This window comes from Pseudomonas sp. MYb541 (assembly GCF_037479595.1).
Classification (GTDB): Bacteria; Pseudomonadota; Gammaproteobacteria; order Pseudomonadales; family Pseudomonadaceae; genus Aquipseudomonas; species Aquipseudomonas canadensis.
On sequence record NZ_JBBGYS010000021.1, the window covers coordinates 52,663 to 78,222 of the forward strand.

Here is a 25,560-nt window from a genome sequence, read left to right on the forward strand (position 1 = left end):
TGGCGTATTATCCCGTGTCATAAGCATTTAATCCGCAAAAGCAACTGCCAGCAGTACGAATAGGCCTTTCATGAGCGATCTGGATCGTTACCTCAACGCCGCCACACGCGATAACACGCGACGTAGTTATCGTGCGGCCATCGAGCATTTCGAAGTGAGCTGGGGAGGGTTCCTGCCCGCCACCAGCGACAGCGTGGCGCGTTATCTGGTGGCGCATGCCGGAGTCTTGGCGGTCAACACGCTCAAGCTGCGGCTGTCGGCACTGGCGCAGTGGCATACGAGCCAGGGTTTTCCCGACCCGACCAAGGCGCCGGTGGTGCGCAAAGTGCTCAAGGGCATTCGTGCCGTGCACCCGGCGCAGGAGAAGCAAGCCGAGCCTTTGCAACTCAAACACCTTGAGCAGGTGGTGGCTTCTCTTGAGAAGGAGGCGAAAGACGCAGCCCACGACGTGTCTCGGCTACTGCGCGCCAAGCGCGACACTGCATTGATCCTGCTGGGTTTCTGGCGCGGCTTTCGCAGCGATGAGCTGTGTCGGCTCGAGATCGAGCATGTGCAAGCGACGCCTGGTGCCGGGATCAGCCTGTATCTGCCGCGCAGCAAAAGCGACCGCGACAACCTCGGCAAGACTTATCACACACCGGCGCTTTTGCGCCTGTGCCCGGTGCAGGCCTACAGCGAGTGGCTCAGCGCCTCGGCATTGGTGCGTGGCCCGGTGTTTCGCGGCATCGATCGCTGGGGCAACCTGGGGGAGGAGGGGTTGCACCCCAACAGTGTGATCCCGCTGCTGCGCCAGGCGCTGGAGCGCGCCGGCATCCCCGCCGAGCAATACACCAGCCACTCACTGCGTCGGGGCTTTGCCACGTGGGCCCATCGCAGCGGTTGGGGCTTGAAGTCGTTGATGAGTTACGTCGGCTGGAGCGACATGAAATCCGCCATGCGCTATGTTGAAGCGACGCCCTTTCTTGGCATGACTCTGGCGACGCCACCGCTGCTTTGAGATTTCTTCTATTAATACAGTCACCTGATAGGGAAAACCAATCGTCAGCATCAGGTTTGCCAATGAGCCATCGGCCAAGAGAGTGGGTAGGATTCACCTCATCAACTTACTAAGCCCTTCTACAAACCTGACGGAGAGTCAACGATGCCTATCATCAACAGCCAAGTAAAACCGTTCAAAGCTACCGCCTACAAAAACGGCAACTTCGTAGACGTGACCGACGCTGACCTGAAAGGCAAATGGTCCGTGGTGTTCTTCTACCCAGCCGACTTCACCTTCGTTTGCCCAACCGAACTGGAAGACCTGGCCGACAACTACGCCGAATTCCAGAAGCTGGGCGTCGAGATCTACAGCGTTTCCACCGACACCCACTTTGCCCACGCTGCCTGGCACAACACTTCGCCAGCCATCGGCAAAATCCAGTACACCATGATCGGTGACCCAACCCTGACCATCTCCCGCAACTTCGACGTACTGATCGAAGAAGCAGGCCTGGCAGACCGCGGTACTTTCGTGATCAACCCAGAAGGTCAGATCAAGATCGTTGAGCTGAACGACGGCGGTGTTGGTCGTGACGCTTCCGAGCTGCTGCGCAAGATCAAAGCCGCTCAGTACGTCGCTGCCCACCCAGGCGAAGTGTGCCCAGCCAAGTGGAAAGAAGGCGAAGCCACCTTGGCTCCGTCCCTGGACCTGGTCGGCAAGATCTAAGTCTGTGAAGTCTCAAGGGCGGTATTCCGCACTTAAGTAAGCTGCATCCGCCCTCAAAACGCCCGGGCGAGATTCGCTCGGGCGTTTTTTTGTCTGCAATAAACCGAATTAATAGGAAATCGCCCGTATGTTGGACGCCAATCTTAAAGCTCAGTTGAAGTCATACCTGGAACGGGTCACCCAGCCGATCGAGATCGTCGCCTCCCTCGATGACGGCGCGAAATCCCAGGAAATGCTTGCCCTTTTGCAGGATGTTGTCAGCCTCACCACGCTGATTACCCTGAAAACCGATGGTGATGATGCGCGTAAGCCGTCGTTTTCCATCAACCGCCCGGGTGCCGAGATCAGCCTGCGTTTCGCCGGCATCCCCATGGGCCATGAATTCACTTCGTTGGTGCTGGCCCTGCTGCAAGTCGGTGGCCACCCGTCGAAGGCCAGTGTCGAAGTGATTGAACAGATCCGCGCCCTTAAAGGCGAGTTCAGCTTCGAGACTTACTTCTCGCTGTCCTGCCAGAACTGCCCGGATGTGGTCCAAGCGCTGAACCTGATGGCCGTGCTCAACCCGAACATCCGCCACGTTGCCATCGACGGCGCGCTGTTCCAGGCGGAAGTCGACGAGCGCCAGATCATGGCGGTACCGAGCGTTTACTTGAACGGTGTGAACTTCGGCCAAGGCCGCATGGGCCTGGAGGAAATCCTCGCCAAGCTCGACACCAGTGGCATCGAAAAAGCCGCCGAGAAAATCAGCGCCAAAGACGCCTTTGATGTGCTTGTGGTCGGCGGTGGCCCAGCCGGCTCTGCGGCCGCGATCTACGCTGCGCGTAAAGGCATCCGTACCGGCGTTGCTGCTGAGCGCTTTGGCGGCCAAGTGCTGGACACCATGTCCATCGAGAACTTCATCTCGGTACAAGAAACCGAAGGGCCGAAACTGGCCAGCGCGTTGGAAGCCCACGTACGCCAATACGATGTGGACATCATGAACCTCCAGCGCGCCAGCAGCCTGGTGCCCGCGAAAAACACCGGTGACTTGCACGAAATCCGCTTCGAAAGCGGTGCGACCCTGAAGTCCAAGACTGTGATCCTGGCCACCGGCGCCCGCTGGCGCGAAATGGGTGTGCCGGGTGAGCAGGAATACAAGGCCAAGGGCGTGTGCTTCTGCCCGCACTGCGACGGTCCGCTGTTCAAGGGCAAGCGTGTGGCGGTTATCGGCGGCGGTAACTCCGGCGTTGAGGCGGCCATTGACCTGGCCGGTATCGTCAGCCACGTCACCCTGCTTGAGTTCGATAGCAAATTGCGCGCCGACGCCGTGTTGCAGCGCAAGCTCTACAGTCTGCCGAACGTTGACGTGATCACCAGTGCGTTGACCAGCGAAGTGAAAGGCGATGGCCAGAAAGTCACCGGCCTGGCGTACAAGGATCGCGACAGCGGCGAGTTCAAGACCATCGACCTGGAAGGGATCTTTGTGCAGATCGGCTTGCTGCCCAACACTGACTGGCTCAAAGGCACCGTTGAACTGACGCCGCGCGGCGAGATCATCGTCGATGCGCGGGGGGAGACTTCACTGCCCGGCGTGTTTGCCGCCGGTGATGTGACGACGGTGCCCTACAAGCAGATCGTGATTGCAGTGGGTGAGGGCGCCAAGGCTTCCCTGAGTGCCTTCGATCACCTGATCCGCACTTCCGCCCCGGCGTAAATCCGGAGCCGGAAATGAAAAACCCCATGAGTGATCATGGGGTTTTTTCGTTACAGCGGTGCGGGCTGGATAATCTCGACCCAGTACGCGTCCGGGTCCTTGATGAAGGCCAGGCTCTTCATGCGGCCATCGCTCAGGCGCTTCTGGAAGTCGCAGCCCAGGGCTTCGAAACGTTCGCAGGCAGCGACGATATCCGGCACCGAGATGCAGATATGGCCAAAGCCACGTGGGTCGGTATTGCCATTGTGGTAGGCAAAGTCGGCGTCGTTTTCGGTGCCGTGGTTGTGGGTGAGTTCCAGGATGCCTGGGATCGACTTCATCCACTGGGTGCGCTCGGCGGCGTCGGCCGGGATCTGGGATTTGTCCACCAGGGCCAGGAAGTACAGGCTGAATTCGGCTTCCGGAAAATCACGCTTTTCAACCAGGGAAAAACCCAGGACGCGGGTGTAGAAGTCCAGCGACTTGGTGATGTCCTTGACCCGCAGCATGGTGTGGTTGAACACGAAGTTCGTGGTGGCGGTGTCCGGTTGGGCGGTAACGCCCGGGAAAGTGTTCAGTTCGTGCAGGCTCATGGGCCCTCCAGAAAAAATGGGGCAAACGCAGCTCTGAAATGTGAGCGGTTCCTTGGCTTGCGGCTGGCATCCGTGCAGCCGGACCATGATACGCAAGGCTTGCCCCAGGCGCCAAATGAAAAAGCCCATGCAGGCCTTGCGACACAGGGGCGCCGGGGCTCAAACTTTGGCGCTTGAACCTTGGGTATTTTTCGCAATGATCGCATTTCGTAAACCGCTGTTGAGCGCTGTGTGTTTGCTGGTGGGCAGTTCCTTGGTGCTGGCGGCCGACCCCGAAATTCATTGGCCCAGTGGCTGGCAGGTCGAAGAGGTCGTACCGGATGGCGAAGCGCCTGCCAAACCCCAGGCGGTGTCGCGCCAGCGTGCAATCAAGAATGATGAAAATGGCACGACCCTGATGGTGATGGAGTTGACCGGTACGCCGATTGAAGCGGGGCATAAGGTTAATCTACAAGGCGTACTGCTGGAGATGCGCAAGTCCATCCAGAAAGATTTTGCCCAGGGTGGTTATCAAAGTGTGTGCAGCAAGATGCGCCCTACAACATTGAGCCGCCTAGACGCGCTGGAAACTACTTGTGTGATAACCGAAAACGGGCGCCACGTGCTTTCGCAAACATTGGTGGGCGCGGTTGATGCCGATAAGGCGTATGTTTTTTCATACGCAGGGCAGGCGGATGCTTACGAAGCAAGCAAGGAAGAAGTCAGCTCGGTGCGCGATAGCCTCAAACTCTAAGTGTGTAATGTGCGACGTTTCTGAACATTATGAAACGTTATTTAAGTTCGGTTTCGAACCCTGGAATTAAAAAAGCCCCGTATAAGCGAGGCTCTTTCTTAGTGCAGTGCGATCAGCCGCGAAGCCAGGAGTCTACAGTGGCGGCGCCGTACTGTTCTTTCCACGCCTTGAGGCCACGGTGGTTGCCGCCTTTGGTTTCGATCAGTTCACCGGTGTGCGGATTCTGGTAAACCTTGACCACACGTGCGCGGCGCTGTTTTGGTGCGTTGACGGCAGCAGCGCTGGACTTGCCCGGGTTTGGATCAAGGATGGAAATGATGTCGCGCAGGCCTTTGCCGTAGGTCTTCATCAGGCCCTGGAGCTTTTCTTCGAATTCGATTTCTTTCTTCAGGCCGGCGTCGTTCTTCAGGGATTCCAGCTGGGCAAGCTGCTCTTGAAGGGCTTTTTCGGCTGCGCGAAATTCGGCGAGTCTGGACAAAATAGGTACTCCAATAGTGTGTTTGGCTGATATCAACTGCAGACAAAGCTATAAGCCAAGCGCTTTAAGGCGACTCTAGAAAGAAGCCGTCCCGCGAATTCTGCACAGGCTGGAAAAATTGTAGTAGTTAATTTGCTACGAGTAAATCATGTCTGTTGGCTAAATAACATTATTTCAGTGCAGGTAGTGCATGGCTATTCAATGGCTTGCCAGAGATTTAATAAATTCATCGCTGGGCAAAGGCTTTCCGAACAGGTAGCCCTGCAAAAAATCCACGCCTTGAGCGGCCAGGTAGTCGGACTGTTCGGGCGTTTCCACACCTTCTGCTACGATGCCTAAATCGAGTTTGCCGGACAGTTCTATGATGCTGTCGAGAATATGCCGTGATAGTGCATCGGCACCGATCATGGCGACAAAACTCTGGTCAATCTTCAAGTAGTCGACATTGAAGTTACGTAAATAGCCCAGGCTGGAGTGGCCGGTTCCAAAGTCGTCAATAGCGATCATCACCCCCAGTTGATGCAGGGCGTCAAACAGGCGGCGAGTGATGTCGGTGGGCACGATCAGCTCGCGCTCGGTCAACTCCAGCACCAAGGTCACTTGGCCCACGGGAAAGGCGGCGAGAAACTCTCGGCAGTCATCCACCAAGGCCAAATCCTGGCAGTGGCGTGCGGTGATATTGACGCCGATATGAAACCCAGGGCTGAAGCGCGCCGCATGGGGCGCCAGTTGCACGGCGGTCTGGCGCAGGAGGGCGCGGGTCATCGGAACTATCAGGCCCGAATGCTCGGCCAGGGGAATAAACAGGTCGGGACGCACCAGGCCTTCCTTTGGATGCTGCCAGCGCATAAGCACTTCACATCCCGCCCACTCGCGAGTATCACCGCGTACCACCGGCTGGAAATACGGAATGAATTCATTGGCGCCCAATGCCCGCTGCAATTCGTGAGTCGGTGCCGAGGAGCGCTTTTGCAGCCAGTGCGCCAAAAGGCCAGCCAATACGCCAAAAAACACGATCAGGCTGAACAATGCCGGGTATCGGGCCTGCATGTAGCGCCAGACTTCACCCGCCGGCATACCCGCGTCGACGCTGTAGTGATAACGTCCGGACGCCAAGTGGTGGTGGGCCACCGCGAACGCCGGCACCGCAGTGTCATGCACCTTGCCATCAGCCCCCAGCCAATTCGGGCCCACTTGCAATATCAGGTGGGCGTATCGGCTGATCAGACGCAGGGCGTTGGTCAAGTGGTAGCCATCAATCGACGCAAAAGCCGCCTTGTCGCCGTCAACCAGCCGGTAGACCAGCAGTGCGGTGTCGGGTGTCACCGGGTTGCCATTCATCAACCATAACCGGCCGTCCACATAGTCATCCGGGTTGACCGGTGACTCGTAGTTGCTGCCGAACAACGAGCTGCAATAGATGTTTTTTTGCCAGGACAGGGTGGTCGCGCGCACAAACGGGCGACGCGTGACTTGTTCTCGCAGGGCCAGCTGCACGTCGTTATCACAGGGCAACCCCGCCAGCGGCAGCAAGGCCTGGGCGGCGAGGGCGGTATTGTCGAGCATCAGGTCGAATTGGCGCACCGCCTCCTGGGCGGTCTGGGCGGTGCTTTGTTGCAAGGTACGTTCGGCCTGCCAGTGAAGGATAACGACCCCGAGCGCAATCGGTAGCAGCGCGCTCAGGGTTGTGATCAGGTAGCGAGTGGCGCGTTTTCGCGGGCCGTTGACAGTCAGGGGCATGGAGTGAACGGCCTGTTGCAGGGATCGGATATCAGTCGATGATAGATGGCTCGGCCGAAATAAGCTCGCGACACCTACCCATTTGGCCAGTACGCGGCACTACAACTCGACGCTTTGGGCAATACGGATAAACGCGAGCGCTGCTGGAGAAGACTGACGCCGGTCCAGTACGGCAAGCCCAACCTGGCGCGGCACACGCGGGGATAAGGCGCGCTGTACATACCGTGTGTCATGTCCAACCGGTAACGACGCTTGCGCTACCACGCTCACGGCATTGCCCCGGCTGACGGTTTCCAGGGTACTCAGCAGTTGCGAGCAGCGATAACGCACAGTCGGGGTCAGACGCGCCTCGTTGAACAGTCGCATCACCAGCTCAGTGGATCCGGCTTCAGTCAGCACAAAAGGGTCGTTGCACAAATCCTTTAGACTAACGTGTTCACGGGCGGCCAGCTTATGGTCAGCCGGCAGCAGCGCCACCATCTGGTCCTCGAACAGTGGGAACGTGTCGAAGCGCTCTTGTTCCAGTACCACAAAGCCGATATCAATTCGGCGTTCATCGAGCCATTGGATGACTTGCCTGTCCGGCCCTTCATCAACGTGTACCTCGATACCCGGATACTCCAGGCGGAACCGGCTGAGGATCTTTGGCAGCAGGTAGGCCGAGGAGGTGGGGCCGAAGGAGCCGATGCGCAGCGTCCCGCTTTTCAGGCCCCGGGCGTCCGCGGCTTCCTGTTGCAAGGTATTCGCCAGGCCCAGCATCGCCCGGGCGCGCGCCAGTAACTGCACGCCGATGTCGCTTAGTTCGACCTGCGCTTGGTGGCGCCTGAACAACGCCACCCCCAGCTCCTGCTCCAGGCCTTTAATCGCGTGGGACACCGCCGATTGGCTGATACCGAGACGGTGGGCGGCGCTGGTAAAGCCTTGCAGCTCGGCTACCAAGGAAAAGATTTCAAGTTGGGTCAGGGTCATGAGCAATCACTCATTTTACGATGACACCGTATTACCAGAAGAATGCACGCATCCTCAAGCCATTGGAGCCCTATCCTGTGCATTCAAGCCCCGATCGCATCACTTATATGAAGTTGGCCGCCGTCACCATGATCTGGGGCGGCACCTTCGTGGCCGGTCGCTACCTGAGCGGGACGATCGACCCTTTGCTGGCGGCCAGCCTCCGGTTTGCACTGGCCAGCCTGGCATTGTTGGGATTCCTGGGCTTGGCACGCATCCCGTTGGTCCGACCCAACCCGCGGCAGCTACTGCAACTGGCGATGCTGGGTTTCTTCGGTATCTTTTTCTATAACCTGTGTTTCTTCTATGGATTGCAGTTAATCAACGCATCGCGCGCCTCATTGATCGTGGCGCTGAACCCGGCCGTCATCGGCCTGGCGTCCTGGTGGTTGTTCAAGGAGCGCCTGGGTGCCAGCAAAGTCGCGGGGATCGTGCTCTGCCTGGCGGGTGCCGCCATGGTCATCGTCAGTCGCAACCCCCAGGTTTTGAGCGAAGCAACCAACACGTGGCGTGGGGATTTGCTGATCTTCGGCTGTGTAGTGGGGTGGGGCATCTACTCACTGTTTTCCCGTGGTTTAAATCAGAGCCTGGGGCCGCTGCAGACGGTCACCTGGTCGATACTGCTGGGAACGCTGATGCTTACCGTCACCACACTGATCATGGGGCGCTTTACGCTGGAGGCGATGGGTCGCGTGTCTCTCGCGCAAGGACTGAGCTTGATGTACCTCGGCGTGCTGGGTTCTGCGCTGGCCTATATTGGTTATTACGACGGTATCCGACGAATCGGCGCGACACGTTCCGGTGTATTTATCGCGCTCAACCCACTCACCGCCGTGATCTGTGGCGCTCTGTTGCTGGACGAACCGTTGAGCCTGCCCATGCTGGCCGGCGGGGCAGTGATCCTGCTCGGCATCTACCTCTGCAACAAACCCCTTGCACGCGCCAGGGCAATGGGGATTTGATAAGAGTACGGACAAACGTGGTTACGCTGTGTAGAATCGATTTACGCATACAAGAATATGGACTTGCGCTCACGCAAGCCTAAGCCGTCAGAGACTGATGACCCCATGAAGCTACTCGGCTCCCCCCTCATCTTTGGTGACTTCCTCGCCCGCAGCGTGCGAGGCCTTTCCTGTGCGCCACCCTGCAACCTCATCCTTGCTCGCCACTAATACTGTGTCTATTACAAGAATGATGAGGTGCCACCATGGCAGATCTATACGAAAACCCAATGGGCCTGATGGGCTTTGAATTTATCGAATTTGCGTCGCCGACGCCGGGCACCCTGGAGCCGATCTTCGAGATCATGGGCTTCACCAAAGTCGCGACCCACCGTTCGAAGAACGTACACCTGTACCGCCAGGGCGAGATCAACCTGATCCTCAACAACGAACCCAACAGCATTGCCTCCTACTTTGCGGCCGAACACGGCCCCTCGGTGTGCGGCATGGCGTTCCGCGTCAAGGACTCGCAAAAAGCCTACAACCGCGCCCTGGAACTGGGTGCCCAGCCGATCCATATCGAAACCGGCCCGATGGAATTGAATCTGCCGGCGATCAAGGGCATCGGCGGTGCGCCGCTTTACCTGATCGATCGTTTTGGCGAAGGCAGCTCGATCTATGACATCGACTTCGTATACCTCGAAGGCGTGGAGCGTAATCCGGTCGGTGCAGGTCTCAAAGTCATCGACCACCTGACGCACAACGTCTATCGCGGCCGCATGGCCTACTGGGCCAACTTCTACGAAAAACTGTTCAACTTCCGTGAAGCGCGCTATTTCGACATCAAGGGCGAATACACTGGCCTGACGTCCAAGGCCATGAGTGCGCCGGACGGCATGATCCGCATCCCGTTGAACGAAGAGTCGTCCAAGGGCGCGGGGCAGATCGAAGAGTTCCTGATGCAGTTCAACGGCGAAGGCATCCAACACGTGGCGTTCCTCACCGAGGACCTGGTCAAGACCTGGGACGCGTTGAAGAAGATCGGCATGCGCTTCATGACCGCGCCGCCGGACACCTACTATGAAATGCTCGAAGGCCGCCTGCCGAACCACGGTGAGCCGGTGGACCAACTGCAGGCACGCGGTATCCTGCTGGACGGCTCTTCGGTGGAAGGCGACAAGCGCCTGCTGCTGCAGATCTTCTCGGAAACCCTGATGGGCCCGGTGTTCTTCGAATTCATCCAGCGTAAGGGCGACGATGGGTTTGGCGAGGGCAACTTCAAGGCGCTGTTCGAGTCCATCGAACGCGATCAGGTGCGCCGTGGTGTATTGACCGCCGACTAAACGTAAAAAAGCCCGGCCGAGGGTAACCCCGGCCGGGCTTTTTATCGCCTGCGCATCAGGCTTTGCGTTGGCGGACCAAGTGCTTGAAACCTTCGAACACCAGCACCATCACCGCCAGCCAGATCGGGATGTAGGTGAACCATTCGCCACCTTTGATCCCTTCCCCCAGGATCAATGCCACGCCCAGCAGCAGCACAGGCTCCACATAACTGAGCAAGCCAAACAGACTGAACGCCAGTAAACGGCTGGCGATGATATAGCTCACCAGCGCTGAGGCACTGATCAGGCCCAGCATTGGGATCAGTGCATACAGTTTCGGGTGGGCATCCATGACCGCAAAGCCTTGCTCACCACTCTGCACAAACCACCAGGCCACCGGCAGCATCAGCGCCATATCCAGCCAGAGCCCGCCCAGATGGTCGGTCTTGAGGTATTTGCGCACGATGAAATAAACCGGGTACCCAATAATCACCACCAGCGTTGCCCAGGAGAATCCACCCGCCTGGTACAACTCGTTGAGTACACCGAGGGCGGCAAAAAACACGGCGATCCGTTGCAGATAGGACAGTTGTTCACCCCACACCAGGCGCCCGGTCAGCACCATGGTCAGCGGCAACAGGAAGTAACCCACCGACACATCCAGGCTGCGCCCATTCAGCGGCGCCCACATAAACAGCCATAGCTGTACGCCCAACAAGGCGGAAGACAGCAACACACCCGCAATCAAGCGCGGCTTGGCCGCAAGCAGTTGCGCCAGCTCCCACACCCGTCGCCATTCGCCGCTGACGATCATGAAGATCGTCATGCACGGCACGGTGAGCAACATGCGCCAGCCGAAAATCTCCAGGCCGCTCAAGGGCGTGAGCAATGATGTGAAGTAATACATCACGGCAAACAACACTGAGGCCAAGACCGATAAAACAACACCTTTAGACACACTATCCTCGCGAAAACCGTTGATACAAAAGATGAGGGGATTATGGAGCTTTTGGCGGGAGAGGGTTGCGCTGTTTTGGGGCGTTTTTCAGGAAAATTTCTCGCAGCCTTTTGTAGGAGCGAGCAAGCTCGCTCCTACAAAGTGGAGGGGTTATGCGCGTGGTATGCGACCGGAGACGAAATGCCCGACATCATTGAACCCCGGCGTGGATGAATGTCCCGGCGTCACCAACGAATCGATAAACGCCTCATCTTCGGCGCTGATCTTCACCTCCAGCGCGCCAATATAGGCATCCCACTGCGCTTCGGTACGCGGCCCGACAATCGCCGAACTGACCGCCGAGTTGTTCAGTACCCAGGCAATCGCAAACTCGACGATCCCGACGCCACGACCTTGGGTGTACTGCTGGATCTGCTGGGCGATGCGCAACGATTCCACGCGCCATTCGGTTTCCAGGATGCGTTTGTCCTGGCGCGCCGCGCGGCTGCCGGCTTCGGGGGTAACGTCCGGGGCGTATTTACCACTGAGCACGCCGCGGGCCAGTGGGCTGTAAGGCACCACACCCAGGCCGTAGGCGGCTGCCGCGGTGATCTGTTCCACTTCGGCCTGGCGGTTGACGATGTTGTACAACGGCTGGCTGATCACCGGTTTGTCGACGCCCAGGCGCTCGGCCACGCGAATCACCTCGGCGATGCGCCAACCGCGATAGTTGGACAGGCCCCAGTAGCGGATCTTGCCCTGGCGGATCAGGTCGCCAATCGCCGATACCGTTACTTCCAGCGGCGTGTTGTGGTCTTCACGGTGCAGGTAGTAGATGTCCAGGTAGTCGGTATCGAGGCGTGTCAGGCTGGCCTCCAGCGCGTTGAAAATGCGCTTGCGGCTCAAGCCGCTGCGGTTGGGCAAACCGTCTACCGGCCCGATGCCGACCTTGGACGCCACCACCCAATCCTGGCGATTGCGCACAATGGCTTCGCCGACGATTTCCTCGGAGCGACCGCCGGTATAGACGTCCGCCGTGTCGATGAAATTGATGCCCTGGTCCCAGGCCTTGTCGATGATGCGCAGCGAGTCCTCGGTGTTGGTCTGTTCGCCAAACATCATGGTGCCCAGGGTCAAGGCGCTGACCTTCAACCCGGACTGGCCCAATGTGCGGTAAATCATGGATAACTCCTCAAGGCGGGAAATGTACCCATGCAATACCAGACTCAGCCGCTCTGGGACAAGCCCTGCGCGCGTTTCTTCATGGGCTCAGCAATGTCTGGCAACGCTGCTGTAAAAAGCGATGCAGCACCTTCACGCGTTCCGACACCTGCAGGCGGTGAGGGCACATCAGGTTGAAGGGCGTGGGTTCGCCTTGCCAATCCGGTAGCAAGGGCACCAGTCGACCGGCCTTGATGTCTTGGGCAATGTCCAGATTGGCCTTATAGGCGATTCCGTGACCGGCCAACGCCCAGCGCCGCACGATTTCACCGTCATCGCTGAGGTAATCGCCCGACACCTCGACCTCCTGCAGCACCGTGCCCTGGCGGAAATACCAGGTGTTGTTGGCCCGGCCCTGGCGCATGTAGCGCAGGGTGTTGTGCTGCGCCAGGTCAGCCGGAGCGAGGGGTGTGCCATGGCGCGCCAGGTAAGCCGGGCTGGCACAGGGGATGCGGTGGTGATCGGGCACCACCGGCAGCGCCACCAGGCTGGAATCCCTTGGCACACCAAACCGCAGGGCGATGTCGACGGTGTCGCGGAACAGGTCGGCATTGCTGTCGTTGAGCAGCAATTGCAGGCGGATATTCGGGTGTTCGAGCTTGAATTCATCCAGCCAGCCCAGCAACACATTGCGCCCGAAATCCGAGGGCGCCGCCAGTTGCAGCAACCCGCTGAGGCTCTGGCCCTGTTGCTTGATCGCCTGTTCGCCCTCGGACAGGGCTTCCAGCGCGACGCGCACGCTCTCGAGGTAGCGCCGACCTTCCTCGGTCAGGCGCATGCTGCGCGTGGAGCGTGCCAGCAAGCGGATACCCAGGCGGGTTTCCAGGCGCTTGAGGGCAATACTGGCGGCGGCCGGGGTCAGGCCGAGCCCGCGTGCGGCGGCAGACAGGCTGCCGCTGTCGGCGGTGCGCACGAAGACTTCTAGGTCGAGGGTCGAGCTCATTTGTAAAAATCCTTTAAAGATCTTGTCGTTTTACCGGGATTTTTCGCCGATTGCCAAGCTGTGAAGATGAACGCTCATTTTCTCACTCAGGAATTTCCCCATGACTACTCCCCTCAACGGCAAAACCGTCATCGTGATCGGCGGCAGCAGCGGCATCGGTGCCGCCGTAGCCAAGGCCGCCGCTGCGCGGGGTGCGCAGGTGGTGCTGGCTGGGCGGCGCCTGGTGCCCGGCGTTGAAAACGGCCTGCGCAGCGAGCCGGTTGACGTCACTGATTCGGCCTCCCTGGAGCGCTTGTTCGAAAGCGTGGGGCGCTTTGACCACTTGGTCTACACATCGGGGCCAAGCGTGCGCGCCAAAACCCTGATCGAAACCGACCTAGTCGAAGCCCAGGAAAACTTCAACGTAAAACTGTGGGGCTCACTGCGGGCCATTCAGTTGGCGCTGCCATATCTGAACGAGCACGGCAGCATCAGCCTGACCTCCGGGCAACTGGGGCGTAAATCCGTGGCGGGGCAGTTCATCAAGACCGGCATCAACGCCGCGACCGAAGCCCTGGTCAAGCAGTTGGCCAAGGAACTGGCGCCGCGTAGGGTCAATGCGATCAGCCCAGGAGTGATTGACACGCCAGCCTATGCAGGGCTTGCAGAAGATCAGCGCTTGGCAATGTTCGCCAAGGCCGGTAGCGCACTGCCAGTGGGGCGAGTGGGCCATGCGGAGGAGGTTGCGGCGGGATATGTGCTGGCCATGGAAAATGGCTTTATGACCGGCGCCGTCATCGACATCGACGGCGGCGGTCTGCTCTGATGGCTAGAGCGGTTTAAGCCTTCAGGGTTCGCGTCATCCGCAACGCCAACACACTGCCGGCGACGATCACCGCTGCGAGCAGGTACAGCGCCACATCCGTGGACCCGGTGGCATCTTTCACAAAGCCGACGATATAAGGGCTGAGGAAGCCGGCCATCTGGCCCATGGAGTTGATCAACGCCAGGCCGCCTGCCGCCGCGCCGGCACTGAGCATGGCGGTGGGCACCGGCCAGAACATCGGCAGGCCGGTGAGGGCACCCATGGTGGCGATGGTCAGGCCGAGGATTGCAATCGCTGGGGTCGTGGCAAAATTCACCGCGATCACCAGGCCCACAGCGCCCATCAACATCGGCACCACCAAGTGCCAGCGACGCTCTTTGCGCAAGTCGGCGGAGCGACCCACCAGCAACATGAATACGGCTGCCAGCAGGTAGGGGATCGCGCTGAGCCAGCCGATCACCAGGTTATCGCTGAACCCCAGGTTCTTGATGATCGACGGCAGCCAGAAGTTGATGGCGTATACGCCGCTCTGGATGCAGAAGTAAATCAGGCCGAACGCCCAGATCGCCGGATTCTTGAACACTTCGGCCAAGGAGTCGGTGGTGGTTTTCGGCTTGTTCGCCAGGTCGGTGGCCTGGTCGGCTTCCAGCACCGCGCGTTCGTGGGGCTTGAGCCATTTGGCGTTGGCAAAGCTGTCGCTGAGCAGGAAGTAGGCGAGGGCGCCCAGCACGACAGTCGGGATGCCTTGCAGCAGGAACATCCACTGCCAGCCCGCGAGGCCACCTTGGCCGGCGGCGAAGTGGTTGAGGATCCAGCCGGAGAACGGGCTGCCGAGCAACCCGGAAACCGGGATCGCCGACATGAACAGCGCCATGATCCGCCCACGGCGGAAGGTCGGGAACCACTGCGAGAGGTACAGCACCACGCCGGGGAAGAAGCCCGCTTCGGCGGCACCGGTGAACAGGCGCAAGGTGTAGAAGTGTGTCGGTGTGGTGACGAACAACAGGCAGGTAGACAGCGTGCCCCAGACGATCATCATCAACGCGATCCAGCGCCGTGGACCGAACTTGGTCAACGCCAGGTTGCTCGGTACGCCGCACAGCACGTAGCCGATGAAGAAGATCCCGGCGCCGAGGCCGTATACGGTTTCGCTGAATTTCAACGCATCGAGCATCTGCAACTTGGCAAAGCCAACGTTTACCCGGTCGAGGTAATTGAACAGATAGCAGATGAAAATGAAGGGGATCAGGCGCAGGGTAATGCGCTTGTAGATGGCGTTTTTATCGTCATCGGTGGCCAGTGGGGTCGTGGCGCTCTGTGACATGGCAGTCTCTCTTTATTATGATTTTTCGCGATGCGAGGGTAACGTTGATCGCCCATTGAGTCTCGGCCACCTGGCAGGCCGCTGTCTTTGTGCTTGCGCACAGCGAACCCGGCTTTGCGCTGTGCCTATGAACAACCCCGCTTTTTAAGGAATTTAACCCCATGTTCGAGCTGGATCATGACCTGGCACAGGATATCGTCGATCGAACCATGGCGATCCTGCCTTACAACGTCAATGTCATGGACAGCCAGGGCCTGATCCTCGGCAGTGGTGAGCCCGAGCGTATCAATACCCGGCATGAAGGCGCACAACTGGTACTCGCCAACGGCCGGGTGGTGGAAATCGATGGCCAGACCGCCAAGCACCTCAAGGGTGTACAACCGGGCATCAACCTGCCGCTGCTGCATGACGGGCGCCTGATCGGCGTGCTCGGCATCACTGGCGAACCGGAGGGCCTGCGCACCTACGCCGAACTGGTGCGCATGACCGCCGAAATGCTGGTCAGCCATCGTCACCAGCAGGCCGAGCAACAATGGCGGCGTCAGCGCTGTGATGATCTGCTGGCCTTGCTGCTGGCGGAAACCGGCGATTCGCCGCGCCTGGTGGACGAAGCCCAGCAACTGGGGCTCAAGCCGCAGCTGGCACGCACGCCGTACCTGTTTGAACTGGGCGCGGGGCAATCGGCGGAAGCGTTGAGTGCGTGGCTTGCCTCGCGTTATCCGGACAGCTGGTGTGTCAGCTCGGCGCAATACTCATTGCTGTGGTGCCGGCCGGCATCTGTGCAGGTCGACAACCCGCGCTTGTTGGAAAAACTCGACGGCCTCGGTTGGAACATCCTGCGCGTTGCCGTGGGTGGGCAAGCGGACGGCCTGACAGGCCTGCGCCGTTGCTATCGGCGTGTCGGCGATCTGCTCGCTTATGGCCGTGATGTGCTGCCGCAGTCGCGGCTGCTGACCCTCAATCGCTATCGTTTGCCCGTTATGCTCTGGCGCCATCGCAATGACGACGCGCTCGACGAACTGCTCAACCCGCTGCGTAAAGTGCTGGCCAAGGACAGCAATGGTCAGTTGCAGGCGACTCTGCGCAGTTGGTGTGAACACGACGGGCAAAGCCAGGCCTGTGCGGACGCCCTTGGTATTCACCGCAACAGCCTGCGTTACCGCATGGAGCGTATTGCCGAACTCAGTGGTGTCGACCCTTTGACCCTGGACGGTATGCTCGCCCTCTACCTCGGCGTACAACTGCTGCCCCAGGCTTTGTCTGAATGAACAACAAAGCGCCGCCGTACTTGTGCATCTGACCGGCGTCAGCAGCCCTGGCAACTGGCAGCATGGGCATCATAAAAACCGGAGAAAGCCCATGAAAGTCATCATCGCCCCCGACTCGTTCAAGGACAGCCTGAGTGCCGAAGGCGTCGCCCAGGCCATTGCTGAAGGGTTGGCCCAGGTTTGGCCGGATGCACAGTTGATTCAGTGCCCGATGGCGGATGGCGGTGAAGGCACGGTGGATTCGGTGCTGGCAGCCTGCAATGGCGAGTTGCGTCACCACACCGTACGCGGCCCGCTTGGCGCAGCCGTCGACGCACATTGGGGCTGGTTGGCCGACAGCCACACCGCGATCATCGAAATGGCTGAAGCCAGCGGTTTGCAGTTAGTCCCTCCGGGCCAGCGCGACGCATGCAAAACGACCACCTATGGCACCGGCGAACTGATCCGCGCCGCCCTGGATGCCGGCGCCCAGCGCATCATCCTGGCGATTGGCGGCAGTGCCACCAACGATGGCGGCGCGGGTGCGATGCAGGCGCTCGGCGTGCAGCTGTTCGATGCCGAACATCAAGCGCTACCCGCTGGTGGCCTGGCCTTGGCCCGCCTGGCGCAGATCAGCCTTGAACATCTGGACCCACGCCTGGCCCAGGTGCGCTTTGAAATCGCCGCCGACGTCAACAACCCGCTGTGCGGCCCCCACGGTGCGTCGGCGATATTCGGCCCGCAAAAAGGCGCAACTCCCGAGCAGGTCCACCAACTGGACGCCGCCCTCGGCCACTTCGCCGACCACTGCGCGAAGGTGTTGCCTAAAGATGTACGCGACGAACCGGGCAGCGGCGCTGCGGGTGGGCTGGGATTTGCCGCCAAGGCCTTTCTGGGCGCGCAATTTCGCGCCGGTGTCGAGGTAGTGGCCGAACTGGTCGGCCTGGACGAAGCCGTACGCGGCGCCGACCTGGTCATCACCGGTGAAGGCCGCTTCGATGCCCAGACCCTGCGCGGTAAAACTCCGTTCGGCGTGGCGCGCATCGCCCAACAACACAACGTGCCGGTCATTGTGATTGCCGGCACATTGGGCGATGGCTATGAGCAGATGTACGCCCACGGCGTGGACGCGGCGTTCCCCTTGCCTTCCGGGCCGATGAGCCTGGAACAGGCGTGTGCTGAGGCGCCGCGTTTGTTGCAGGAGCGGGCGGCGGATATTGCACGGGTGTGGCGCGTGGCAACACGCCGCTGACGTAAAACCCCGGACATGGGACAATCTGCGCCTTTTCGACACGGAGAGTCCCCATGCTGCGCCCCGCACTCCTGGCCCTGTTTCTGACAGGCGCCACCGCCCCAGCCTTCGCTCAACCACCGACCGAGACGGTCCCGCTGCTGCGGGAGATCAAGCAGTGGGTCATCGGTTGCGACAACCTGCGCAATTGCCACGCCCTTAGCGCGCCCAGTGGCGTCGACGAAGAGGATTACAGCTCGTTGACCTTGCACCTCTGGCACCAGGCCGGTCCTCAAGGGTATCTGCGTTTGCGTTTTGATCATCGAGGGGAGGACGTGGATCTGTCCACATTGCTACTGGATGGTAAGCCGCTGGGCCTGGAACTGACGCAGGACTTGCACATCGAGCTGGACGACCAGGGTAGCGACCCTGAGGTGCAGTCCTTCGGGGTGATCGAGGACGCGGCCGCGCGGCGTTGGTTGCAGCGTTTGCGCAATGGCCAGCGATTGCAGTTGCCGGGCGACGAGGCGGCCCATGTGTCGCTCAGCGGCCTGAGTGCTTCGCTGCTGTTGATGGATGCTGTACAGGGACGCTTAGACAACGTGACGGCCCTTTCCCGACCCGGCAAGGGCGCGGCCAGCGAGGTTGCGCCACGCGCGCCGGCGCCGGTGCTGCGTAAGTTCCCAGCCGCTGCGCCGCTGACCGCAGAGGAGCAGGCGGGCCTGGTGGCTGCTGCCTTGCAGGCCGTGAAGCCCGAGGAAGGTGAGCCCGAGGCAACAGTCGGCGCGTTGACGGCGCAACAGGCAATGACGGTAACGCGTTATGACTGCGCGGCCTATAACTGCGAGTTCGACGTCAGCAGCCGTGAGCGCCAAGCGCCGTACAAGGAAACGCCGATGGACCTGCAGCCGCTACCCCTGGAAGACGCCGCGCTGCAAGGCTCTGTCGGGTATGACGAAGCGTCCGGAACCCTGAGTTATTTCTACAAACAACGTGGGATCGGGGATTGCGGTGGTGGTGCATCCTGGGTGTTTGACGGCAAGCGCTTCCAGCTCAGTGAGTTCCACAGGATGCCGCGCTGTACCGGGGTCGGTTACGGTGATTGGCCAGCGTTGTGGACGACGGTGCCAGCACCCTAGCCATCTGGCTCACATCGCCTCTACACTGGTCGGCCACTTGTCTTTCAAAGGATGAAACACAATGCACACACCTGAACCCCACATCGTGATCCAGCGTTTCACCGAGGCCCACCTGGAAGGCGTCGCTGCGCTCTATAACGAACCGGCCGTGTGCCGTCAGGTGCTGCAAATGCCTTTCCAGTCGGTCGAGGCGTGGCGTAACAAGCTGGTACAGGACAATGAGCGGCGCCTGCAATTGGTGGCCGTGCACGGTGGCGAGGTGATCGGCCAGCTTGGCCTGGAACAATACCTGCGGGTACGCCAGGCCCATGTGGGTTCATTTGGTATGGGCGTGGCGACGGCGTGGCAGGGCAAAGGGGTGGGCTCGCGCTTGCTGACTGCCGCGCTGGACGTGGCCGACAACTGGATGAACCTGCGCCGAGTGGAACTGACCGTGTACGCCGACAACGAAGCGGCACAGAGGCTGTACCGCAAGTTCGGTTTTGAGGTCGAAGGCGTGTTGCGTGATTACGCCCTGCGTGACGGCCAGTTTGTCGACACCGTCAGCATGGCGCGCCTGCGCCAGTCGGCTTAGCCCAAGGCAAACGCCACCGCAGCCTGCGCATGCAGCTCGGTGGTGTCCAGCAACGGCAGGTCGCTGTGCTCGGGCTTGATCAACAGGCTGATTTCCGTGCAACCGAGGATGATCGCCTGGGCGCCACGTGCGGCCAGGGACTCGATCACGCCTTGGTAGACCTTGCGTGACGTATCGCTGATCACGCCGACACACAATTCGTCATAGATGATCCGGTGCACAGCCTGGCGCTCGTCCGCCTCGGGCACCAGCACGGTCAGGCCCTGGGCCGCCAGGCGCGACTTGAGGAAATCCTGCTCCATGGTAAACGCGGTGCCGAGCAGGCCGACGGTCAGCGTGCCGGCGTCCACGGCCGCCGCACCCGCGGCATCAGCGATGTGCAGGAACGGAATCGACACCGCCGCTTCAATGCGCGGCGCCACCAAATGCATGGTATTGGTACACAGCACCACACACTCAGCGCCACCGGCTTGCAGACGGCGCGCGGCATCTTCGAGGATCAGTGCCGTGTCATCCCAACGGCCGGCGTGCTGGGCCTGTTCCACCGGGCCGAAATCCACGCTGTACATCAACAGTTGCGCCGAGCGCAGCGGACCGAGCTGGTCGCGCACGCGCTGGTTGATGATGCGGTAATACTCTGCGCTGGACTCCCAGCTCATGCCGCCGATTAGGCCGATGGTGCGCATGCGATGCTCCTGACAAGGAAAGTCGCTTCACCTTACCCATCGGCCGGGGATTAGTCATACGCAGTTGGCCGCGAAATGACCGGTGCAGTTCTACATGTCCAGGTTGACCCAACCCGGCTTGGCTTCCTCTGGCGCTACCGCGTTGATTTGCTTGCCGGTCGCCTGCTCCACGCGTCGCGCCACCTCCGGGTCATCGGCAAAGGGCATCAGGCTGGCGTCGTCCAGGCTTTGGTCCGACTGCCCGCGCAGGCAATACTCCACCGCGCCGTACAGGCATACCATCATCACTAGGCCCCACACGTCAGGCGATCCGCGCATCGAGCTGCGCCATTTTCAAGTCCGCGACTCGCACCGTGCGCCAAGTGTTGTAGGCCATCAGCACCATTCCCGTGAGAAAGAACACACCCCCGGCAAACCGCACCACAAACCCCGGATGGCTGGCCTGCAAGGCTTCGACAAAGGAATAGGTGAGGGTGCCGTCATCGTTGACCGCCCGCCACATCAGGCCTTGGGTAATGCCGTTGACCCACATCGACGCGATGTACAGCACAGTGCCGATAGTCGCGAGCCAGAAGTGCAGGTTGATCAGCGGCACGCTGTGCATCTGCTCGCGCCCGAACACTTTGGGGATCATGTGGTACAGCGAGCCAAAGGTAATCATCGCCACCCATCCCAGGGCCCCGGCGTGTACGTGGCCGATGGTCCAGTCGGTGTAGTGGGAGAGGGCGTTGACGGTCTTGATCGCCATCATCGGCCCCTCGAACGTCGACATCCCGTAGAACGCCAGGGACAGCACCAGGAACCGCAGGATCGGGTCGGTGCGCAACTTATGCCAGGCGCCGGACAAGGTCATCATGCCGTTGATCATTCCGCCCCAGCTTGGTGCCAGCAGAATAAGCGACATGGCCATGCCCAATGACTGCGCCCAATCCGGCAGGGCGGTGTAGTGCAGGTGGTGTGGGCCAGCCCAAATGTAAAGGGTGATCAACGCCCAGAAGTGCACGATGGACAGGCGATAGGAGTACACCGGGCGTCCGACTTGTTTCGGCACGAAGTAATACATCATTCCCAAAAAGCCGGTAGTGAGGAAAAACCCTACGGCGTTGTGCCCGTACCACCACTGCACCATGGCATCGGTAGCCCCGGAATACACCGGGTACGACTTGAACCAATCCACGGGGATCGCCAGGTGATTGACCACATGCAACATGGCGATCACCAGAATAAATGCGCCGAAAAACCAGTTGCCCACGTAAATATGTTTGGTTTTGCGTCGCACCACGGTGGTGAAAAACACAATGGCATACGCCACCCACACCACGGCCATCCACACCGCGCCGGAGAACTCGATCTCGGCGTATTCCTTGGTGGTGGTGTAGCCCAGTGGCAAGCTGATCAGCATGATCACGATCACCGATTGCCAGCCCCAGAAGGTGAACGCCGCAAGGCCATCGGAAAACAGCCGCACCTGGCAGGTGCGCTGTACCGCGTAATAGCTGGCGGCAAACTGCGCGCTGCCGGCAAAACCGAAGATCACCAGGCTGGTGTGCAAGGGCCGCAAACGGCCAAAGGTGGTCCAGGGCAAGTCCAGGTTCATTTCCGGCCACACCAGTTGCGAGGCGATCCACACGCCCATGGCCATGCCCACCACACCCCAGACGATGGTGGCGATAACGAATTGGCGGACGACTTTATAGTTATAGGCCTGCCCGATTGTTGCTGTGCTCATGCTCAGTCCTCCCACGGTTCCAAGTGGCGGCACTGTAGGAAGCGTGGGCAAAACAAAACAGGCTCAGAAAACCCTCATTGTTGCGGATCAGTTTTAAGCCGTACGTTGAGCGACTGCATCTGCCATGATCAGGCTTCGCAACCTGGCTCACCCAAGGAGATCCGCAATGGACGATGTACAACAACTGGGCGAGATGCTTCGTCACTACGCCGACAGCGAAGCGCATAAAAAACAGCAATTCGATCTGCAATCGGCTCGTTGGGCGCAAAAGCTCAATGAGTTGTTCGGCCAGATCGAGCAGTGGCTTGAGCCGGTAAAGACGGTCGGGTTGCTGGAGGTGCATCGTGAAGCTTATGTCGCCAGCGGCCCCAGCGTGCCGGTGGAGACATCGACGTTCAAGACCGAGAAACTGACGGTGCAGATCACCGGCAAACCGGTGGAATTCGTGCCGGACGTGATGGGCGTGGGCGGATTGATCTCCGTGTCGGTCATGGGCTTGACTGCTGCGCGGCACGGCAGCGTTTCGCTGGTGCTGCCGGCGGATAAAAACGATTGGCTGTGGAAGAAGACCAATGGCCTGAAAGACCCGGACACCTTTGGTTTCGACGCGAATTTCCTGGCGTCGCAGTTGCAGAGCCTGATTCCACGCGAACGTGCCTGAACCTCTGGCGGTAGGCACAGGGCTATTTTCCTAGGATTTGCTATACCTACAGCTCACTGTTCCAGCGCCGACCGCCAGGGAGTTCACCGATGAAACTAAGGCTATTGATCAGCACGCTGTGCATTACTTCGCTTGGACTGGCGGGTTGTGCCAGCAAGATTACGCAACCGGATGAATACTCCGGTTTCCTCTCGGACTACAGCCAACTAAAAGAAGCCAAGTCGCCTTCCGGCGCTGAAGTGATGCGCTGGGTCGATCCTCAATTGGATTTAAAGCGCTATAGCGCTGTGTATATCGAGCCCACGCAGTTTTACCCCAAACCCCAGGCAACGGCAAAGATTCCGGACGGCACCCTGCGCGGTATCAACAATTACTTCAACCAGGCGCTCAAGCGTGAGCTGGTCAAGTCGCTGCCCCTGGCCGAGGGCCCCGGCCCGGGTGTGATCGTGGTGCGCGCGGCCATCACCGCAGTTAGCAGCAAGACCGAAGGGCTCAAACCCTATGAGTTTGTACCCGTCGCATTGGTCGCTGCCGCCGTCAGTACCGGCACTGGCATCCGTGACCAGGAAACCACCCTGGGCACGGAGGCGCAGTTTCTCGACGGCGCCAGCGGCAAGGTACTCGCTCAGGTGGTGCGCAAAGGTACCGGCAAGCCGCTGGCCAATGATTCGCAAGTGATGAAAGCGGAGGATGTGAAAGGCGTGATCGATGGCTGGGCGTCGGACCTGCACCAGTCGTTCGTCAAGCTTAAAAAGCACTGAGCCCAGCGCTGGCCGGCGTGTTGTGACAACAACCGCCGGCCAGGCAGCGTTACTTGAGCGGCGTCAACGGCGGCAGTTTCCACTGGCCGTTAGCCACCTCCGGCTTGGGCAGGTAAATGCGCAGTACGGCATAGAAGGGCGCAGGCGGTGCGGGCAACCAGTTGCTCTGTTCAGCCTTGGGCGGCTCGTGGTGCTGCAACGCCAGGGTCAGCCCACCGTCAGCATCACGCTTGAGGTTAGGCAGCATCCGCGAATTGATCAGGTAGCGTTTCTTGTGGTTGGGCGCCAATTGCCCGGTCTTGGCCTCGTACATGGTCAGTGACCAGAACGCATCGGCTGGCGGTAGTTGGTCTTTGGCAAAATGGACGGTGTAGCTGTGACGCGCACCGTTGGCCGGCTTGCCTTCGCTGTCGACCGCGTAGGTCAGGTAGGCAACTTCGTCTTGCGAGTTGCCGAACAGGCGCAGGTTGGCCCCGGCGTACCGATACAGGTAATTGTTTTTCAGGCGGTCACGGCTGCCATGCAGTTCACCACTGGTTACTTGATGGGTATCGAGCTTGTCTTTCTTGAACGCTGCAAACTCGGCCTTGGCGTCTGCGATGCCGTCTTCCAGGGCTTTGCGTTGTTCGGCGCTCAGTTGGCCGACCTTGAACGGCTCACCCGGCGCGATCCCGATCTTGGCAAAGCGAGCCAGCACGTCTTTCTCGCTGTCCTGAGGCTTTGCGTAGGCCAGCATAAAGTTCAGGTATCGAAACAGTTGCGGGCTGTCTGTCATGGCTGCCGTGGGCTTGGGCCATTCGATTTTAGCCACCTTGGCCGGCATAGGTTGTTTCACGTAGCCGCTCAGCGGCTGCACCTTATAGCCGTTCTGGATCTGTTTGACTTTGGTCAGGTCTTTTTCGTCAAACAACTGCGTGCGGTAGAGCGCATACACCAGGTTGCTTTCGCTATAGATCACCCGGTCTATGTCCACCGGCTGCTGACCCTTCCAGTCAGGCCCCGCGATCATGTAGTGGCCGCCATTGTTTCCAGTGTTTCGGGTACCCAGGTAGGCGATGTTCTGGCTATAGAGATCGATCAACTGCACTGAGTAATACCGATCGTCTTCGATCCGGGGCAACGTCAGTACCAGTGGCTCCCTGCGCAGATCCATCCAGACGAAGGAGTAGGGCGTGTCCGGGTTGGGCTTGAGTTGCGACGTGTCTTTAGGCCCCAGCACCTGAGCGGAGTGACTAATACGGTTAATCGGCGTTTTGAAACCTGTGCCACCTTGATCAACGGCCTGGGTATAGAGCGTCTTGTACATCTCAACGACCGGGTAGCCGTATAGATAGGCTTCCTTGGCGATCGCCCGGGCTTCGCCTGGGGTGGCGGTGAAGTCGGCCCAGACGCCGGTGCTCATGAGTATCGAGAGGCTCGCCAACAGCAGGCGCGTCGGTTTTCCAATCATGTCGTTGCGTCCTTCGTGAGTGCGTTTTGAAGAATAGGGCTGAGTGGCGCGGGGAGGCGTTGAGTTTCCGGTTTTCTTGGCCGAAGGTCACGTTAATCTCTGTACGTTTGACGCAAAAATGCCGCCCATGCAGGCGGCACTCAATAGCGAACGGGCATTAATGCTTTGGCAGCATCGATTTGACTTTGTCGCGTAGTTGATCGATCGAGAACGGTTTGGCGATCAGCTGCATGCCGTCAGACACGTCGATATTCTCGGCATAACCGCTGGCGAACAGGATGGGCAGTGCAGGGCGCAATTCGCGCACTTTGGTCGCCAGTTGCTTGCCGTCCATGTCCGGCAGGCCGACGTCGGTCATCATCAGGTCGATCACCTGCGCGGTGTTTTGCACCAGTGCCAACGCCTCTTCAGCGTCGGCGGCTTCCAGAACGCTGAACTCCAACTCCTCCAGAACATCGACGATCAGCATGCGCACGATGGCGTCGTCTTCGACTACGAGGATGGTGGGGGTGGGCATAGTGAACATTCCTGAAAATGAAGGCGCTGGGCTTGATGAGGTAAAAGGCAACTCACTAGTGAGTGGCAACAATGCCAGCAAGTTCCGAAAGAGTTGCTGGCATTGTGACTGCAGTGAGAAAGAATGTCCCGCCGGTCCGCTCG

The 25,560-nt window shown here is 59.7% G+C and carries 26 protein-coding genes; 13 read left to right on the top strand and 13 right to left on the bottom strand.

The window, feature by feature from the left end; genetic code table 11:
* Positions 1–70: 70 nt before the first annotated feature.
* The 3 genes from WH299_RS14850 to ahpF all read left to right on the top strand — a co-directional run bounded on the left by WH299_RS14850 (position 71) and on the right by ahpF (position 3,398).
* Complete coding sequence (locus WH299_RS14850; protein ID WP_339550640.1) at positions 71–997, top strand: site-specific integrase; 927 nt, start codon at positions 71–73, stop codon at positions 995–997.
* Positions 998–1,141: 144 nt separating this feature from the next.
* The gene (gene ahpC, locus WH299_RS14855) at positions 1,142–1,705 is read left to right on the top strand and encodes an alkyl hydroperoxide reductase subunit C (RefSeq protein WP_003173835.1); all 564 of its coding nucleotides are present in this window, start codon (positions 1,142–1,144) and stop codon (positions 1,703–1,705) included.
* A 127-nt stretch (positions 1,706–1,832) separates the two neighbouring features.
* Positions 1,833–3,398, top strand: a complete 1,566-nt coding sequence (ahpF, locus tag WH299_RS14860) for an alkyl hydroperoxide reductase subunit F (RefSeq protein ID WP_339550641.1) — start codon at positions 1,833–1,835, stop codon at positions 3,396–3,398.
* 50 nt (positions 3,399–3,448) lie between these two features.
* On the opposite strand, the gene gloA is transcribed toward ahpF, so the two are convergent.
* Positions 3,449–3,970, bottom strand: coding sequence for a lactoylglutathione lyase (gene gloA, locus WH299_RS14865; RefSeq protein WP_016974784.1), 522 nt, complete (start codon positions 3,968–3,970; stop codon positions 3,449–3,451).
* A 196-nt stretch (positions 3,971–4,166) separates the two neighbouring features.
* Between gloA and WH299_RS14870 the strand changes: the two genes are divergently transcribed.
* Positions 4,167–4,703, top strand: a complete 537-nt coding sequence (locus tag WH299_RS14870) for a DUF4946 domain-containing protein (RefSeq protein ID WP_123477843.1) — start codon at positions 4,167–4,169, stop codon at positions 4,701–4,703.
* Between the two features lie 112 nt (positions 4,704–4,815).
* Here WH299_RS14870 and WH299_RS14875 read toward each other — a convergent pair whose 3' ends face one another.
* From WH299_RS14875 to WH299_RS14885, 3 genes are all read right to left on the bottom strand, one after another.
* The gene (locus tag WH299_RS14875) at positions 4,816–5,181 is read right to left on the bottom strand and encodes a histone-like nucleoid-structuring protein, MvaT/MvaU family (protein WP_028616210.1); all 366 of its coding nucleotides are present in this window, start codon (positions 5,179–5,181) and stop codon (positions 4,816–4,818) included.
* Positions 5,182–5,379: 198 nt separating this feature from the next.
* The gene (locus WH299_RS14880; RefSeq protein ID WP_122727116.1) at positions 5,380–6,921 is read right to left on the bottom strand and encodes an EAL domain-containing protein; all 1,542 of its coding nucleotides are present in this window, start codon (positions 6,919–6,921) and stop codon (positions 5,380–5,382) included.
* 99 nt (positions 6,922–7,020) lie between these two features.
* A complete protein-coding gene (locus WH299_RS14885) occupies positions 7,021–7,890 on the bottom strand; it encodes a LysR family transcriptional regulator (protein ID WP_339550643.1) in 870 nt (289 codons plus the stop codon).
* Positions 7,891–7,967: 77 nt separating this feature from the next.
* Here WH299_RS14885 and WH299_RS14890 point away from each other — a divergent pair, with 77 nt between their 5' ends.
* Positions 7,968–8,891: an EamA family transporter gene (locus WH299_RS14890; protein WP_122727445.1), complete on the top strand. Its 924-nt coding sequence runs from the start codon at positions 7,968–7,970 to the stop codon at positions 8,889–8,891.
* 245 nt (positions 8,892–9,136) lie between these two features.
* Positions 9,137–10,213: a 4-hydroxyphenylpyruvate dioxygenase gene (gene hppD, locus WH299_RS14895; RefSeq protein WP_028616206.1), complete on the top strand. Its 1,077-nt coding sequence runs from the start codon at positions 9,137–9,139 to the stop codon at positions 10,211–10,213.
* Between the two features lie 55 nt (positions 10,214–10,268).
* On the opposite strand, the gene rarD is transcribed toward hppD, so the two are convergent.
* The 3 genes from rarD to WH299_RS14910 all read right to left on the bottom strand — a co-directional run bounded on the left by rarD (position 10,269) and on the right by WH299_RS14910 (position 13,293).
* Complete coding sequence (gene rarD, locus WH299_RS14900; RefSeq protein WP_122684984.1) at positions 10,269–11,150, bottom strand: EamA family transporter RarD; 882 nt, start codon at positions 11,148–11,150, stop codon at positions 10,269–10,271.
* 150 nt (positions 11,151–11,300) lie between these two features.
* Positions 11,301–12,311 carry an aldo/keto reductase gene (locus tag WH299_RS14905; RefSeq protein ID WP_122727112.1) on the bottom strand — a complete coding sequence of 337 codons (1,011 nt, stop codon included), beginning with the start codon at positions 12,309–12,311 and terminating at the stop codon, positions 11,301–11,303.
* 79 nt (positions 12,312–12,390) lie between these two features.
* Positions 12,391–13,293, bottom strand: a complete 903-nt coding sequence (locus WH299_RS14910; protein ID WP_122727110.1) for a LysR family transcriptional regulator — start codon at positions 13,291–13,293, stop codon at positions 12,391–12,393.
* Between the two features lie 100 nt (positions 13,294–13,393).
* Here WH299_RS14910 and WH299_RS14915 point away from each other — a divergent pair, with 100 nt between their 5' ends.
* On the top strand, positions 13,394–14,098 hold the full coding sequence (locus tag WH299_RS14915) for an SDR family oxidoreductase (RefSeq protein ID WP_339550644.1): 705 nt from the start codon (positions 13,394–13,396) through the stop codon (positions 14,096–14,098).
* Between the two features lie 13 nt (positions 14,099–14,111).
* Here the strand turns inward: WH299_RS14915 and WH299_RS14920 are convergent, their stop codons facing one another.
* On the bottom strand, positions 14,112–15,422 hold the full coding sequence (locus WH299_RS14920) for an MFS transporter (RefSeq protein ID WP_016974773.1): 1,311 nt from the start codon (positions 15,420–15,422) through the stop codon (positions 14,112–14,114).
* Between the two features lie 161 nt (positions 15,423–15,583).
* Between WH299_RS14920 and WH299_RS14925 the strand changes: the two genes are divergently transcribed.
* From WH299_RS14925 to WH299_RS14940, 4 genes are all read left to right on the top strand, one after another.
* Positions 15,584–16,690 (top strand): sugar diacid recognition domain-containing protein, encoded by a 1,107-nt coding sequence (locus WH299_RS14925; RefSeq protein ID WP_323623666.1) that lies wholly within the window; start codon positions 15,584–15,586, stop codon positions 16,688–16,690.
* A 91-nt stretch (positions 16,691–16,781) separates the two neighbouring features.
* Complete coding sequence (locus WH299_RS14930) at positions 16,782–17,921, top strand: glycerate kinase (RefSeq protein ID WP_339550645.1); 1,140 nt, start codon at positions 16,782–16,784, stop codon at positions 17,919–17,921.
* A gap of 53 nt (positions 17,922–17,974) precedes the next feature.
* Positions 17,975–19,039 carry a DUF1176 domain-containing protein gene (locus tag WH299_RS14935; RefSeq protein WP_339550647.1) on the top strand — a complete coding sequence of 355 codons (1,065 nt, stop codon included), beginning with the start codon at positions 17,975–17,977 and terminating at the stop codon, positions 19,037–19,039.
* Positions 19,040–19,100: 61 nt separating this feature from the next.
* Positions 19,101–19,613 (top strand): GNAT family N-acetyltransferase, encoded by a 513-nt coding sequence (locus WH299_RS14940; protein WP_038851527.1) that lies wholly within the window; start codon positions 19,101–19,103, stop codon positions 19,611–19,613.
* Here WH299_RS14940 and WH299_RS14945 read toward each other — a convergent pair.
* The 3 genes from WH299_RS14945 to ccoN form a co-directional block, all read right to left on the bottom strand.
* On the bottom strand, positions 19,610–20,299 hold the full coding sequence (locus tag WH299_RS14945; RefSeq protein ID WP_339550649.1) for an aspartate/glutamate racemase family protein: 690 nt from the start codon (positions 20,297–20,299) through the stop codon (positions 19,610–19,612). The two genes, WH299_RS14940 and WH299_RS14945, sit on opposite strands and share 4 nt — an antisense overlap.
* 90 nt (positions 20,300–20,389) lie before the next feature.
* On the bottom strand, positions 20,390–20,617 hold the full coding sequence (locus WH299_RS14950) for a cbb3-type cytochrome oxidase subunit 3 (protein WP_178083535.1): 228 nt from the start codon (positions 20,615–20,617) through the stop codon (positions 20,390–20,392).
* Positions 20,601–22,028: a cytochrome-c oxidase, cbb3-type subunit I gene (gene ccoN / locus WH299_RS14955; RefSeq protein WP_028616195.1), complete on the bottom strand. Its 1,428-nt coding sequence runs from the start codon at positions 22,026–22,028 to the stop codon at positions 20,601–20,603. The genes WH299_RS14950 and ccoN overlap by 17 nt, the downstream gene beginning before the upstream one ends.
* Before the next feature lie 166 nt (positions 22,029–22,194).
* Between ccoN and WH299_RS14960 the strand changes: the two genes are divergently transcribed.
* Entirely contained in the window at positions 22,195–22,689 is a 495-nt protein-coding gene (locus WH299_RS14960; protein WP_028616194.1) for a hypothetical protein, read from the top strand.
* Between the two features lie 89 nt (positions 22,690–22,778).
* The gene (locus WH299_RS14965; protein ID WP_339550651.1) at positions 22,779–23,450 is read left to right on the top strand and encodes a DUF3313 domain-containing protein; all 672 of its coding nucleotides are present in this window, start codon (positions 22,779–22,781) and stop codon (positions 23,448–23,450) included.
* Positions 23,451–23,499: 49 nt separating this feature from the next.
* On the opposite strand, the gene WH299_RS14970 is transcribed toward WH299_RS14965, so the two are convergent.
* Positions 23,500–24,900: a DUF1254 domain-containing protein gene (locus tag WH299_RS14970; protein WP_323623660.1), complete on the bottom strand. Its 1,401-nt coding sequence runs from the start codon at positions 24,898–24,900 to the stop codon at positions 23,500–23,502.
* Positions 24,901–25,057: 157 nt separating this feature from the next.
* A complete protein-coding gene (locus tag WH299_RS14975; protein WP_419793305.1) occupies positions 25,058–25,417 on the bottom strand; it encodes a response regulator in 360 nt (119 codons plus the stop codon).
* Between the last annotated feature and the right edge of the window lie 143 nt (positions 25,418–25,560).

Bases quoted from the DNA above. Each gene is read 5' to 3' on its own strand.
- WH299_RS14850 (WP_339550640.1), top strand. From the start codon at position 71: ATGAGCGATCTGGATCGTTACCTCAACGCCGCCACACGCGATAACACG.
- ahpC (WP_003173835.1), top strand. From the start codon at position 1,142: ATGCCTATCATCAACAGCCAAGTAAAACCGTTCAAAGCTACCGCCTAC.
- ahpF (WP_339550641.1), top strand. From the start codon at position 1,833: ATGTTGGACGCCAATCTTAAAGCTCAGTTGAAGTCATACCTGGAACGG.
- gloA (WP_016974784.1), bottom strand. From the start codon at position 3,970: ATGAGCCTGCACGAACTGAACACTTTCCCGGGCGTTACCGCCCAACCG.
- WH299_RS14870 (WP_123477843.1), top strand. From the start codon at position 4,167: ATGATCGCATTTCGTAAACCGCTGTTGAGCGCTGTGTGTTTGCTGGTG.
- WH299_RS14880 (WP_122727116.1), bottom strand. From the start codon at position 6,921: ATGCCCCTGACTGTCAACGGCCCGCGAAAACGCGCCACTCGCTACCTG.
- WH299_RS14885 (WP_339550643.1), bottom strand. From the start codon at position 7,890: ATGACCCTGACCCAACTTGAAATCTTTTCCTTGGTAGCCGAGCTGCAA.
- hppD (WP_028616206.1), top strand. From the start codon at position 9,137: ATGGCAGATCTATACGAAAACCCAATGGGCCTGATGGGCTTTGAATTT.
- WH299_RS14905 (WP_122727112.1), bottom strand. From the start codon at position 12,311: ATGATTTACCGCACATTGGGCCAGTCCGGGTTGAAGGTCAGCGCCTTG.
- WH299_RS14910 (WP_122727110.1), bottom strand. From the start codon at position 13,293: ATGAGCTCGACCCTCGACCTAGAAGTCTTCGTGCGCACCGCCGACAGC.
- WH299_RS14915 (WP_339550644.1), top strand. From the start codon at position 13,394: ATGACTACTCCCCTCAACGGCAAAACCGTCATCGTGATCGGCGGCAGC.
- WH299_RS14920 (WP_016974773.1), bottom strand. From the start codon at position 15,422: ATGTCACAGAGCGCCACGACCCCACTGGCCACCGATGACGATAAAAAC.
- WH299_RS14925 (WP_323623666.1), top strand. From the start codon at position 15,584: ATGTTCGAGCTGGATCATGACCTGGCACAGGATATCGTCGATCGAACC.
- WH299_RS14930 (WP_339550645.1), top strand. From the start codon at position 16,782: ATGAAAGTCATCATCGCCCCCGACTCGTTCAAGGACAGCCTGAGTGCC.
- WH299_RS14935 (WP_339550647.1), top strand. From the start codon at position 17,975: ATGCTGCGCCCCGCACTCCTGGCCCTGTTTCTGACAGGCGCCACCGCC.
- WH299_RS14940 (WP_038851527.1), top strand. From the start codon at position 19,101: ATGCACACACCTGAACCCCACATCGTGATCCAGCGTTTCACCGAGGCC.
- WH299_RS14945 (WP_339550649.1), bottom strand. From the start codon at position 20,299: ATGCGCACCATCGGCCTAATCGGCGGCATGAGCTGGGAGTCCAGCGCA.
- WH299_RS14950 (WP_178083535.1), bottom strand. From the start codon at position 20,617: ATGCGCGGATCGCCTGACGTGTGGGGCCTAGTGATGATGGTATGCCTG.
- ccoN (WP_028616195.1), bottom strand. From the start codon at position 22,028: ATGAGCACAGCAACAATCGGGCAGGCCTATAACTATAAAGTCGTCCGC.
- WH299_RS14960 (WP_028616194.1), top strand. From the start codon at position 22,195: ATGGACGATGTACAACAACTGGGCGAGATGCTTCGTCACTACGCCGAC.
- WH299_RS14965 (WP_339550651.1), top strand. From the start codon at position 22,779: ATGAAACTAAGGCTATTGATCAGCACGCTGTGCATTACTTCGCTTGGA.
- WH299_RS14970 (WP_323623660.1), bottom strand. From the start codon at position 24,900: ATGATTGGAAAACCGACGCGCCTGCTGTTGGCGAGCCTCTCGATACTC.
- WH299_RS14975 (WP_419793305.1), bottom strand. From the start codon at position 25,417: ATGCCCACCCCCACCATCCTCGTAGTCGAAGACGACGCCATCGTGCGC.